Annotated in this window: 12 protein-coding genes and 2 pseudogenes; 2 read left to right on the top strand and 12 right to left on the bottom strand. The window is 42.0% G+C overall.

Going from position 1 to position 12,248, the window contains the following annotated elements; translation table 11 throughout:
• The 6 genes and pseudogenes from ASV53_RS25830 to ASV53_RS18595 all read right to left on the bottom strand — a co-directional run.
• Positions 1 to 253 (bottom strand): annotated as a pseudogene (locus tag ASV53_RS25830) (hypothetical protein); the annotation flags it as partial.
• A gap of 68 nt (positions 254 to 321) precedes the next feature.
• On the bottom strand, positions 322 to 789 hold the full coding sequence (locus tag ASV53_RS18575; protein ID WP_094958187.1) for a GNAT family N-acetyltransferase: 468 nt from the start codon (positions 787 to 789) through the stop codon (positions 322 to 324).
• Between the two features lie 44 nt (positions 790 to 833).
• Complete coding sequence (locus tag ASV53_RS18580; RefSeq protein WP_094958188.1) at positions 834 to 1,301, bottom strand: ASCH domain-containing protein; 468 nt, start codon at positions 1,299 to 1,301, stop codon at positions 834 to 836.
• A gap of 48 nt (positions 1,302 to 1,349) precedes the next feature.
• Entirely contained in the window at positions 1,350 to 1,829 is a 480-nt protein-coding gene (locus ASV53_RS18585) for a bifunctional diaminohydroxyphosphoribosylaminopyrimidine deaminase/5-amino-6-(5-phosphoribosylamino)uracil reductase RibD (protein WP_094958189.1), read from the bottom strand.
• Positions 1,819 to 2,385 carry a nucleotidyltransferase family protein gene (locus tag ASV53_RS18590; RefSeq protein ID WP_094958190.1) on the bottom strand — a complete coding sequence of 189 codons (567 nt, stop codon included), beginning with the start codon at positions 2,383 to 2,385 and terminating at the stop codon, positions 1,819 to 1,821. Before ASV53_RS18590 ends, ASV53_RS18585 begins: the two co-directional genes overlap by 11 nt.
• 10 nt (positions 2,386 to 2,395) lie before the next feature.
• Positions 2,396 to 3,208 (bottom strand): hypothetical protein, encoded by an 813-nt coding sequence (locus ASV53_RS18595; RefSeq protein WP_094958191.1) that lies wholly within the window; start codon positions 3,206 to 3,208, stop codon positions 2,396 to 2,398.
• Between the two features lie 323 nt (positions 3,209 to 3,531).
• Here ASV53_RS18595 and ASV53_RS18600 point away from each other — a divergent pair, with 323 nt between their 5' ends.
• The gene (locus tag ASV53_RS18600) at positions 3,532 to 4,536 is read left to right on the top strand and encodes a linear amide C-N hydrolase (protein WP_094958192.1); all 1,005 of its coding nucleotides are present in this window, start codon (positions 3,532 to 3,534) and stop codon (positions 4,534 to 4,536) included.
• A 103-nt stretch (positions 4,537 to 4,639) separates the two neighbouring features.
• Here the strand turns inward: ASV53_RS18600 and ASV53_RS18605 are convergent, their stop codons facing one another.
• Both ASV53_RS18605 and ASV53_RS18610 read right to left on the bottom strand, forming a co-directional pair.
• Positions 4,640 to 5,005: an MmcQ/YjbR family DNA-binding protein gene (locus ASV53_RS18605; RefSeq protein WP_094958193.1), complete on the bottom strand. Its 366-nt coding sequence runs from the start codon at positions 5,003 to 5,005 to the stop codon at positions 4,640 to 4,642.
• Between the two features lie 45 nt (positions 5,006 to 5,050).
• Positions 5,051 to 5,590: a GNAT family N-acetyltransferase gene (locus ASV53_RS18610; RefSeq protein ID WP_239928852.1), complete on the bottom strand. Its 540-nt coding sequence runs from the start codon at positions 5,588 to 5,590 to the stop codon at positions 5,051 to 5,053.
• A gap of 203 nt (positions 5,591 to 5,793) precedes the next feature.
• Here ASV53_RS18610 and ASV53_RS26490 point away from each other — a divergent pair.
• Positions 5,794 to 5,892 (top strand): annotated as a pseudogene (locus ASV53_RS26490) (MerR family transcriptional regulator); the annotation flags it as partial.
• Between the two features lie 78 nt (positions 5,893 to 5,970).
• On the opposite strand, the gene ASV53_RS18615 reads toward ASV53_RS26490, so the two are convergent.
• The 4 genes from ASV53_RS18615 to ASV53_RS18630 all read right to left on the bottom strand — a co-directional run bounded on the left by ASV53_RS18615 (position 5,971) and on the right by ASV53_RS18630 (position 11,963).
• On the bottom strand, positions 5,971 to 6,231 hold the full coding sequence (locus tag ASV53_RS18615) for a hypothetical protein (protein ID WP_094958195.1): 261 nt from the start codon (positions 6,229 to 6,231) through the stop codon (positions 5,971 to 5,973).
• A gap of 152 nt (positions 6,232 to 6,383) precedes the next feature.
• Entirely contained in the window at positions 6,384 to 7,949 is a 1,566-nt protein-coding gene (locus ASV53_RS18620) for a methyl-accepting chemotaxis protein (RefSeq protein ID WP_094958196.1), read from the bottom strand.
• Between the two features lie 411 nt (positions 7,950 to 8,360).
• Entirely contained in the window at positions 8,361 to 11,069 is a 2,709-nt protein-coding gene (ygjK, locus tag ASV53_RS18625) for an alpha-glucosidase (protein ID WP_094958197.1), read from the bottom strand.
• Positions 11,070 to 11,195: 126 nt separating this feature from the next.
• Positions 11,196 to 11,963, bottom strand: coding sequence for a hypothetical protein (locus ASV53_RS18630; RefSeq protein ID WP_062687718.1), 768 nt, complete (start codon positions 11,961 to 11,963; stop codon positions 11,196 to 11,198).
• Positions 11,964 to 12,248: the final 285 nt, after the last annotated feature.

Raw genomic sequence — 12,248 nt, forward strand, 5'->3', positions numbered from 1 at the left:
CTTTTTGATAGCGTTGTTTGTTACTGCTATGGGTTTTAATTGTCCATAGAAGTATCGAGTTTTTTCTGGTCAGTAACGTTTTAAAACTTTCTTTATTTCCCGAGTTCGGCCATAGTTCTTTTTGATTCAGCCCAGTCTGCCTTCCAGCATAGTGTATCCATTTCGTAATAAGGATAAGACAGCTTTTTAGCCAGTTTTTGGTGAAAGTCGACTTACCACTGCCACTTGTCCCAACAATATTTATCTTGTTCATTGCCCCTCCTAAGTTCGTGGGGCAGCGTAGTTCGTTTCCCTAGTTGTTAATTACCGCGGGTGAGCAGACTAGATATTTAAGTAAAGCCTCAGCATATCTTTGTGTTGAATACCATTTTCAAATATGGGGTCGGTATAATGGTCTAAAAAATGATCTTTGAGCACGCTGTCTATGCGAAAACCTAACCGATGATAGTATGTGAGTTGATAGCCGAAGGCACCAGTACCGAGTTCTACTCGTATGACCCCTTTTTCTTTAAGGGAGTTGATAGCAAATTTTAGTAGTTTTGAACCTATGCCTTGCTGTTGATATTCAGCGTGAACAGAAACATTGAATATCTCGACGACAGTCGGCGTGTCTTGTGTCTCCTGATATTCTATAGGTGCAACAATACAGGCTGCTCGTATATCCGTATTCTCAGTTGCCACAAAACACCAAGCGTGGGGTAAGTAACGCTTGATGCTCGCCTCTGAAGGGTCGGCTTCGAGCAGCAAAGCTAAGGGCACCTGATTAGGTGAAACTTGGTGATATCGCATAACGGTAGATGCCCTTTTAGTTGAATAGTTGGTGATCTATGCAGTTATAGAGGAAAGACTTTTTCGAAGCGCTCCAGCACAAGTTCAGATTCATCATTGAAAGTTGCACCAATCTGAGCCGCATAACATGTGAAAAAGTCGATGTGAGCCTGAAGCCACCATTCGTAACTGCCATCACCTTCGCCTTCTGATTCTGCAAACTCACGCGTGACTTGATTAAAAGGGCTAGTGGATACCTCAGTGAGTCTAACTATACATACAGGTTCTTCAGCCCAGTTTAGTACAAGGGTTAAGTTGCCGACTTGTGGCAGTGGCTCATTGTCGATGTCATAACCTTCTTTTAGGCTACATGATGCGCGTTTGATGCCGTTATTGATCAAACGGGCGCACTCATTGGCATTGTACTCATCGGCACAAAAATACTCCGCAACAACCTGAGGTATTGCAGCTCGTTCTTCTGGGCTCAGTTGTACTAGATACGCATCTAGCATAGCTTGTTGATTTGGGTTCATGATCTTCCTTGATACAGATGTTGTTTAGAATGAATACTTGTCAGTCATTCACTTTATCAGATATTGGCTTATAAAGGCTTTTACGTGGTCTTCACATATTCCAACATCAACTTGAATGTTCGCTTGTTTTATTCGATCTAGGCCTTTACCGCTGTTTCGCGGATCTGGATCGATCATAGCGACGACCACACGTTTAACCCCTAATGTTGCAAGGGTGTTTGCGCAAGAAGGCGTTCGTCCCACAAAAGAGCAGGGTTCAAGTGTGACATAAGCGGTTACATCACTAAAATCGACTGGCGTGTTCTCTTTATGTTCATTAACTAGCTGATTAGCGAGTCTATTCTCTAGGTATTGCGCGATAGCATGTGCTTCAGCATGATGCTGACCGGGCGGCTGAGTATAACCTTCACTAATGATGCTCCCATTTTTTACCAGCACACAGCCAACGGGAGGATTGGGGTGACATTGCGGTAGCGCTTGTTGTGATAACTCAAGTGCCCGTAACATGTACTTTTCATCATTCTGCATCACTAAAACTTCCGATTGTGAGTTTAGGCCAGTGGGTTAACCACTGCTTTGCTTGGACTCGTTGCTCGAAGAGAGCGCGTGAACGCCTAGGGTTATGGGTGATCTTGAGATCAAATAAAGAATCTAGGCCAAAAGCGCTTATCCCTTGGTAACCATCTCTGCCTGTTGTCGTTGGCACTTTTCGAATGGCGATGGCTGTTTCTTTTTCTGGCCAAAAACGCATGGCATCTAGTGTACTTAAATATGGGCGATCGCCATTATAGCCGTGCATCCTTGCTTGATTTCGCACTTGCCAATTTTGATTGGGCATCATGTCGGAGAGTTGTTGCTCAAGCGCAATATCTCTGCTTGGATCGCTTTCAGTTGGGTCGAAATAAATAACATCCAGATCATTGAGCGGGGTTGTTATCTGTTTTTCGGGATGCAGGTGATCCCAGACTAAATTTCTGACAAAGCCAGCGGCTAAATAACATTGTGGAAGTGCCAGTAGCGATACACAATGAAGCGCCTCTTGCCGTAATTTATCGTTTTCGATGAGGGTGATAATTCGCTGCATATGGTTGATTTTAATTTGTTATTGCTAGTTTAGCTTCTGCGTATTCTCTTAGTACGCGAGCATTATCTGCATATACTTCATTGCCACAAGCTATGCCATCGAAAGCGATAGAAGGGCTGGAGTAGAAGGGATGAAATTCATCCGCGTAAGACATCACTGTGCCTTTGCCTCCGCAATGATAACCATAGGCGTATTGCTTTATTTTAGAATGGAGCCCAACAGGTAACCAAGCTGCTAAATCGAATAGGTAACCCTCAGTTTGATATGAGAGTGTATCGATATCGTGATTTGCCCATGCTAAGTGGCCTAATTCATGTTCTAACACGATTTTTGGACAGCTTATATCTAGCACGAAAAATTGAGGATAAAGCGCAACGTCTGTTTGTCCGCATTTATCGGGATTGAACGCTGAATTTCGTGTGCTGAATACTACGCCGTAGTAAGGGTATACGTGATGATGTGATTTGTTTGGCTGCAGCGCTTCCATTCTATCTGGATAGTAATAGGCGAGGAGATCATGCACAGCATAGATATCTTGGAAGTTGATATCGAGTAATTCACTAATGTACACCACCTCTTTTAAGGTCCGTTTCATGGGAATGCAAGAATTACGCATGACGGTATTGGAATGTTCCAACCAACTTTTTATATGACCTTCAATAACAAAAGGGGCATATTGCGCCTTAATCGATTCTGTTAAAAACAAAGTGACAGGCGTTGTTAACACTGCTTCTGGTAAGCAAGTGGGCGTGGTGAGAGGTTTATCCTCGGCGAACGCGTTGAATGAAAACAGAGATAAAAAGATCGCAAAATATTTCCTCAAACTCACACTCCTTGTGAATATTTAGGGCCATCATGTCTTGATTTGGCCTTGTAAACCAAAGAGATAGTAGCATAAAAAACCTTTTATATGGCAGGTGGTTTGTATCGTAATAGTAAGGCCTAGTAGTATGGTTTATATGCGTCATTTCTTCAGAATGAAGCTTTGCCCTGTAAGTCAAACTTAAAGCTACTCGTTGGTGCTGTTTTTATCAGATGAGTAATATCAACCCCAACGAAATGGGGGACTCAATCAATATTCAAATTGAGAATCAAGATTGAATATATAACCGAGACAACCAGTCGAATTCTGATGAGGGCGAAACCATGAAAGCATCAAAAACTATTATCGCAACACTGATTGCAGCATCAACATTGAGTATGGCAAGCATAGCAACAGCATGTACATCGGCTATTTATAATAATGGTGACGTGAACATGACGGTTCGTACTATGGATTGGGCTGGTCAAGATCAAGCAGAAGTTGTCGGTAAAGGGCGAGGTATTGAAAACCAGTATGCCGATACTGAAGATGGCATCACAAGTAAATCTAAGTATGCCTCTATGCAGATTAAATCTTTTAACCCAGGAATTGTGGCTGAAGCCATGAATGAAAAAGGTCTGGTAGCGCGTATCTTATACCTGGGTAAAGATTACACTGAGTTCCCTGAGGGTAAAACCGGTGTTCCAGATGTGAGTGCAGGTGAAGTGCCACGCTTCGTGGTTGATAACTTTGCAACAACCGATGAAGCACTCGCAGCGCTGCGCAGCATTGATGTGATTGACCAGAAAATTTGTGACTTACCAGGCCATACCAATGAGTGTATTTCTGCTCCTGTTCATTACCAAATTACAGATGCTTCGGGTAAGAGTGCGGTGATTGAGTATGTGAAGGGTGAGCAAAAAATCTATGAAGGTACCCATGAAACTGCGCCTGGTGTACAGTTCATGTCGAATGATCCTGAGTTCAGTACGCATTTAATCATGGACAAAGAGGGCACAAAAGCGGACGCCAGTATCCGTTCATACGACCGTCGTCTTCGCGCCAAAGAGATTGTTGAAGACTTGTATGCTCGAGATGTCAAAGACCCAGCAAAAGCGGCACTGAGTATTAAAGCAGTTGCTAATAATGTGTTCTCTGGCTACGACCGTATCGACGCACATGTGAATGATGTATTCCCAACGTTATGGACAATTTACACCGACCAAGCGAACCAATCATGGACGCTAGATCGTGCCGATACATGGGAAATTGAACAGTACAACTTTACGATGTTTGATAATGCTCAAGCCGCTGAAACAGTATTGGGACAAAACCCTAACGTGAAATAGGGCGACACCCGTTAAAAGACTCTGTTTACTTTCCTGTAGCAACGATAAGCCAGCGACTAACCGCTGGCTTTTTACTGTACGAATAGCTGTTGAATGATAGCAATCACACTTGATTTAAGTTCAGATCTTTTTGCAACTTCTTGGTCAGCCCTAAGGAGACAATACGGTGAGACTCGGTCAGATAATACATGAGCTCTTCATCCGTCGCCGCTGAACTTACAAAGTGTTGGATCCATTTCATCCCTCGTGATGCAAAGTAAGGTGCAGGTTTATAACCGGGTTGATCACTAAGGTAATGATAATTCTGATCAGACGTTTTAAATATAAAGGCAGGTTTATCGTCAGGCCCTAACCCTCCAATGGCAAACACTTTTCCACCGACTTTCCATACATGAGAGTTATTCCATTGCACAACATAAGTCGTCGCTGGCAACGCACGACAAAAAGCATTGTATTGGTCATAATTCATTGTTGATTCCTTGTGTGCATTTCAGCAGATGGCCAGTCACGTTTGTTAAGAAGGCAATTGAAGCTTGAATGTTAGGCTTGCTTTAACCGCGAGCCATTCGCTTTCAATGATAGAAAAAACAACCGTATCTCGGTAGCTACCATTGGGCATCTTTTGATGGTTGCGAATAACACCATCTTGCTTAGCACCTAAGCGTGCGATGGCATTACGTGAGGTTTGGTTATGCCAGTGAGTGCAAAATTGGACCGCGATGGCTGATAAATTTTCGAATGCATGAGTAAGCAGTAGGTATTTGCATTCGGTGTTTACGGCTGTGCGTTGGTAACGTTTTGCATACCATGTGTAACCAATTTCAACTCGATGATTAGTGCAATCGGCGTTGCAATAACGGGTCGTGCCAATAATCTCTTGAGTCTGATTATCTATAACGACAAAGGGCAGTGAACGGCCCAACTCTTTTTCTGACAGCGCTGTTTCTATATAGGCATCAACCTTTTCTTCATTGGGTATGGACGTATACCATAAATTCCAAAGTTCACCATCAGATGCTGCTTGGACAAGCGCTTTAGCATGCTCTTTTTTCAAGGGTAGTAATGTAGTTACCCTGTAACTTAACGCCCGAAAGCCATGTAGTGTTTGGCATGAATAACAGTTCCTTGTTATTTATTAATCTCATTCATGAGGTGCGCGTTGTTTATATCTAAGATAATGATTTTAAACTGCAACTTAACACCATAACGAAAGGCATCATAAAAGCCAATGGTCAGTGATCGGATATTACAATGTGACACAAGAAGTTTGAAGAACTAGAACCGACGGAGCATCAACGTTTCTTGAAGTCACTAGGAATTTCAGAGAATGAAATTGTCCGTATAAGGGGGATTTAGAGACGAATCTTTTTTACTATCGCTTTAGAGATTCGCTCTTTGTATTGGCTTTCAGGTTAAGTTCTCAGGGATGAGATATTACGAGCGACTTAATCGACGATAGATCTTACAGCCAATCGCGTAGCCGACAGCAAACAACGTAATAAACAACATGGCAGAAAAGAAATAAGCCAGATACTGCGAGATACCAAGCCCCCAAACTAAGCTAAAAACTAACCCTTGAAACGCTTCAATTGGCCACTTTATTACAGGGAAGTGTGAATCACCAGCCAGTAAGACAATGAGGCCTAAAACAGGGATAAAGCCACCAAAAACGCCGCTTGCTACCATTTTGTTCATTTATGCAGACTGCTTAAACATTAAAATTGTACAGCTATTGTGGTTTTATATTGGACCCTATTCAAGTGCTTTATCACTGTTGACATAGCCTTTTGCTATTTCAAAAACGCCCCTAACGTAAAGACTAGGGGCGAGTTTTATTGATGGCAGTATTAGTGATTAATCTTAAAAGAGCCAACATGGCGATCGAGCGTTTGAGCCAACTCTGCCAATTTTTGGCTAGAGACTTCTAGTTCTTGGCTGGCTGTCAGCCCAAGCTTAACCGAGCAATCAACGGTATCCATATTGAGGTTAATTTCGTTTGCAACACTGGTTTGTTGCTCAGTAGCGGTAGCAACTTGGGTGTTCATATCAAGTATCGCCATAACCTGTATAGATATTTGTTCCAGAGCTTGCTGCGCTTTTTCAGTTGCTTGCGATCCTTCAATGGTCAATGATTTGCTGCTATCCATAGCATTGACTGCATTTTTAGCTTCATTTTGAAGCTGATCAATCATGGTTTGAATTTCATTGGTTGACTGCGCCGTTTTGGTTGCAAGATTTCTCACTTCGTCAGCAACGACGGCAAAACCTCGACCAGCCTCACCAGCACGTGCCGCTTCAATCGCTGCATTGAGTGCTAATAGATTTGTCTGTTCTGAAATACCACGAATAACTTCAAGAATAGAACCAATGGATTGTGTTCTATCGGCAAGAGACGTTATGACTCCTGATGTGTCATTCATTTGGTTCGCTAGGCTGGTAATTGTGCTGGTGGCTTCTTGTAAGATCTTTTGTCCGTTTTGAGTTTCGATATTCGCATTCTCAGCGGATTCTGCTGCGCCGCTGGCATTTTGTGAAATTTCACTAATGGTTGCGATCATCTCATTCATTGACGTAACAACTAAGAGTGATTGCTCGCTTTGCTCATGACCTCGTGATAGAGATTGTTGAGATTGATTTCGTAGATCTGTTGCCGAGTTGCCAAGATCAACACCGGTATTAGCTACCTGAGTGATTATATCGTTGATCTTAATGACAAAGGTGTTGAAAGCTGTCGAGATATGAGCAATCTCATCGTTGCCATTAACTGGCAATCGGATGGTTAAATCACCATCACCTTGAGAAATGTTCTCTAACGCGTGCTGTAACCCCGAAAGCGGTCTTAATAGTTTGCCTAGCAACCATACCAATACACAGCCACAGATGAAGAAAATACCTAGAATAACCACGAGCTGGCTGATTACTATGCCTTTAGCTGCTTCACTTACTTCTGTAATGGGAATGCCGATATCAAACGTACCGTACAATTCACCGTTGACATAAACAGGGGATAAAATGTCGTATACCCAGACTGCCTGTACATCGGCATACCACTTAGAATGTTGTGGTTTTCCTCTTGTCGCGCCATCTACGGTATAGCTATCGTTGTAGACTTTATTGAGTTTTTCAATATCACTATGCGCAATAGCTTGAACATTTTTATCAATGACTACTGCATAACTAATGTCTGAACGGCTATTCAGTGATAGTACAAATTGTTGTAAGTCTTCGACAGGCTGTGACGATGAACTCAATATATATTCAACGTTTTTAGCCAGTAATTCAGCTTGCGCCTGAGACTTTTTCAGAATGATTTGATCGATCTCTTGATGAGATATATAAGATGTTGAAGACACACTTGCGATAGCTGCAATTGCAAACATGATGCAGACTGCGATTAATATTATTTTTTTCATGAACCTAACCTGTTCCTTATGCTTTAGTAGCCATAAAATCCTAACCAATATAAGCACAGCGTGTACTACTAGGTGCTAGCTAGTATTTTTTTGATTTATGTGTTTTTGCAACTTACACGCTGATTTAAGCATGGAATGATACACCTCCAGTTGGCGTATCACTCTTACGTATATTGAAAAGGTTGATATGGTTCAATATATAAGGTTATCAGCAAAGGTATGCGTAAAAGGTAATGTTGGCTTTGTTTGTTATTCGTACAGTTTGGTGCGCTTAGGATGAGGGTGTTGCCATTTATGAAAGAAAAACCGGAAGCTGAGTAAGTCAGATCCGGTTTGATTATGTATCTCTAGATGGCTAGGTTAGGGGGGGCACTAACCATCCGTGATATTTAATTATCTGTATATAGATGCTTACTTGGTAAAGAAGCCGTTATACATCATATATAAGTGAGCCGCAGACCAAGAGAAGTTAGATGCGCCTTGAACAGCCCCTGTTTCAGGGTTGTAGTTCTCGCGAATCGGCATGTTACCTGTCATACCTTCTGCGTTGTTAAATAGCTCGTTGGCCATTGAAATCGCTTCTTGTTTGTAACCGTAGTTATCCATAGCACGGAAGCCAAAGTACACTTGGTCTAGCCATACACGACCACGCCAGTAAACATCCTTGCCGTAAGCTGGGTTTGTTTGTGAAGCGGTTGGTAAAGGCACGCCGGTATTTTGGAATTTATCTGGCGTATTGAATTCGTCTTGATCGCGCATCACAGCGATGACTTTATCTGCGTGTTCTTGTGTTGCCGCTTCATTAAATAGAGGCGACCAACCTTCAGGCCCACGGCCACGAGCAACGATAGGTTCACCTGCACAACCATTGGCTAATGGGGCAGGGGTTGTGCCATCAGCAGCAACATTGAGGTGAATGTCGTAGAAGAAGCCAGTACCTTCATCAAACATACATTGGTTAATGTAGGTTTTAATTTTACTTGCGTCATCTAAGAACTCTTGTGCACGTTCTTTACCTGCAACACCATCAGAAACTAACCCTGCCATTTCAGCGAGGTATTTGTTGTCTGAGTACATATAAGAGGCCTGATCGACAGACTCTTGTAGCATAGAGAAGCCAAGTAATTGACCCGCTGGATCGTTGTTATTGGCGCGGTTTTCAGCAAAACGGACTTCCCAGTCTTGCTTCGCCAGTTTTAGTTTTGCTAAGTTAGCCGCATCTTTATTGGTGTAATCCCATGCGCCGTTGGTTAGCGCCATGCTGTTATCAAAACCATGAGCAGTGGCTGCATAGCGGCCCAGTTGGTCGACATTTTTATCTGGGTGATTAATGTCGTCAGCTTGTTTGTTCATGTCGTGAATATTGTAGATAAAGCCAAAGCGTGCAGCGTTATCCATGCCAGATTCCCAGCCCGCCGCTTCTTGCGCACCGACTTCAAGATTCATGTAATCAACCTCATCCAGAATCTTGTTATAAGAAGCCATGCCTTTTACTTGATAGTGATCACCGTCAGTTTTGATGATGTCTTCAGACGGAATAATGTCTTTAAATTTCGGGTCTTTAGTTTCTACCCATACGTACATCACACCGTCAGAAGTGTTGTGTGCTGGATCGACCGCCGCACCGTATTCAGGTACGCCGTTTTGGTTGTGGTCGCGGTTTGATAGCCACCAATCGTGGTAAGACACCAATTTAGGGTAGATCTCATCAATGAAGGCTTGTGCATCTTGTTGGCGGCCAAAGTCATTCGCCAACGCATGGTACACTTCCATGACAGACCAACTAGCGAGTGATGGTTTGGTATTACGCTCGTTCCAGTTTTCTGAACCTGCACCGCCACGTGATGTCGGTTTGGTGTAGGTCAATACGTCAAGTAAATAACCTTTATCTTGTGGGCGAATTTTATCATTTGCTTGGACTTGTTCTTGGAAAACGGTCCGAATGTTATCCATGGCGACATCAGGGTTAAAGTGTGCCATCGCATATGCTTGTTTCCATGAATCCCACGGCCAAGTTAAGTTGCCAGAGAACCAGCGTGCAGTAACCGAAGGCGTCACTGTGGCTTGTTTTATGTCTCCCGCCGCTGAACGCCAGTTACCGTTTAAGGTCATCATGGCTTTTACTGCGACACGTGCTTGCTCTGGTGTCGCATCTTTATTGGTTAAACCATTGGCCAGATAGCCATCCCAACGTTTTTTAGAGGCATTCATGTAGCTAGTCGGCGTTGCTAAAACGTCTTGAAGTTTAACGATTTCAGATGCGACTTCGTTGGCATTGTGCAAGTTAGAGTAGGCAGTGTAGAAGGCCGTTGTTTTCTTAGCTGAGACCTGAGTTTTTGAGACAGAAGTAAACGAGGTTTCATTGGCGATAGTACGTGTTTTTAATGAACGCGTAATACGGAACTCGGCATCAGCATCACTACGAATTGCCCAGTTGTTTTTCATATCGCCAAAATTGATTTTGATACCGTTATCAATGGCTGAAATTTGGCGTTTGTATTCAGGGTAGTATTCAGCAACGGTCTTATTTTCGTAATCTTCACCTGAACGGGCGTATTTGACTAGTTCGCCATCCCATTCCAATGAGAGATCCATGTCATTATCGGTTAGGTTGGTGATCTTAGTTTCAACTAGCGAAGAGCGGTTGGTGACAAAGCGTAAAACCATCTGAACATGGATATCGTCCAATTCTAGTACTTGAATTAGCGCGCCAGGAATAGAGTAAACCTTAGCCTTAGCATCGGATAGGTTATAGGTTTGGCCGCTGTTTTTATCTGTAATTGTTAGCTTGTCGAATGTTTCACCTGACATGAAGTGGGCATATTCTTGCGTTACTTGCATGATGCCACCAAAGCTACCGTAACCTGCTGCATCTTCTGGCAGTAAATGGCCATGCCATGCGCCATTATCAATTAATGCGTTGTATTTTAGGTTAGAGTAGATATCGTAATCACGTAGGTGAGTAGGGTTGCCTGTTCGATCAATAACGTTGGTAAATTCAGACGTAGGTGCAACTGGTAAAGTGAAGCCGCTACCTCCGTTATTATCGTCATTAGAATTACAGCCAGATAGTAAGATTGAAGCCCCGATTACAATAGCAAGTGTACTTTTACTAAACATACTATTTTCCTATTATTTACGTTATATTGTTTTTTGCTTAGGTAAATAAGCGAATTTTAAGTGTGAGAATCCATCCTGAGTAAATAGGATTCTCTTTTATGTTCTGTTTCTTATTTTAAGTTGTTGTTATTTTTCTTTTGCGAATGAAATCGCTTTTAGTAATTCACCATCTACATTTGGTATAGTGTCAGATAGGTAAATTTGATTGCCGGGGGTGAATGTCATCAACACATTTTTTAATGGTTTTTTGCATTCTCCAGTTTTATTTTGTACATCAAATTCAATGAGTTTGTTATATACCTCCGTAGCGAGTTTTTCTTCTTGCTCTTCAGTGATAGCAATTCTTCCTATACAAATAGGAGGACGAATTTCATGACTGAACGATTCTTTGCGAAACCTTTCTGCAAATAATGTATCGAGGTTTGAACCCTCTTCAAAAATAAAACGTCCTTTATCTTTGAATTGATACTGGTGATCACCCTTAAGAACGATATAGTCCATCATCTCTAAAGCCCTAAGGTAAAGGGTTATAGAAGTAGAGTTGAGCTTGTATTTCTGCGTGATCTCTTCCAGAGTCCATTCGTTGCGGCGGAGTAAATACAAAAAGTCGAAAAGATATGGAAACTGGTGAAATATTTCACTATTTACGTCTGTTATAAACTGCTCATTTTCATGTTGTAATTGCCTGCCTCGTTGTGATAATTCAACAAGGTCTGTATCTAGGTGGCTTGCATAACAGAGTATCTTATCAAGCCCTAATGCTGTGTTATGAAGTTGTCTTTTTATAGTTGAAAGGGGGATCCCTGTTCCAATTGATAAATCAGCATAACAAATTCCTTTTTCTTTGATTTTTTCTCTTAACGCAGCGAGCAAATACGTTGCGGAATTATTCATTCAAGAATGCCTGCTTTTAATCTATTAATGTCCCTGATAATTTCACAAGAAATCCCTAATCTTGTGATCTTGATGCAATAACTTGTTTAAGTTTGTTCTTTTGACGATAATGTGAACAGTTATTGGTTAATAAGATTGATTTTATTATTTTGGTTGTTTAATCGATTGCATTAACTGGTCGCTGTCTATGATAAATGCGCTCTTAATGGCGGAGAGTATAGTTGTTTTGAATGATTTTATTAAGAGAGAAGTTCCGTAAATAGAATAATTTAGTTCTGAGTTATA

The organism is Photobacterium sanguinicancri (assembly GCF_002265265.1).
Taxonomy (GTDB): Bacteria; Pseudomonadota; Gammaproteobacteria; order Enterobacterales; family Vibrionaceae; genus Photobacterium; species Photobacterium sanguinicancri.